At 61.3% G+C, this 238-nt stretch carries 1 protein-coding gene; it reads right to left on the reverse strand.

All coding sequences use genetic code 11. From position 1 onward, the window contains the following. The coding region (locus tag RVY79_RS22125) for a PDZ domain-containing protein (RefSeq protein ID WP_411161785.1) at positions 1-222 on the reverse strand (222 nt) is incomplete at its 3' end. Between the last annotated feature and the right edge of the window lie 16 nt (positions 223-238).

A 238-nucleotide genomic window follows, 5' to 3' on the forward strand; every position in this document is an offset into this window, starting at 1 on the left:
GGCCAGGATCGAAACCGTCGGACCGGCGCAGACGCCGACCCTGGCGATCTTTCCGACCGGGGGACTGATGTCGCCATATTTTCCCGCAAGTGCTTCGATGGTCCTGCCGTTGAGCGAGCAGATCCGGTCGCCGGGTTTGAGGATCGTCTGCGAAGCGGGCGAGGCCTTCATGATATGAGTTATGAGCAGCCCCTTCCCGTCGGGACGGTATTGGATGCCTATTCTCGGACGATCGGTG

The organism is Chromohalobacter sp. HP20-39 (assembly GCF_033052815.1).
GTDB lineage: Bacteria > Pseudomonadota > Gammaproteobacteria > Pseudomonadales > Halomonadaceae > Chromohalobacter.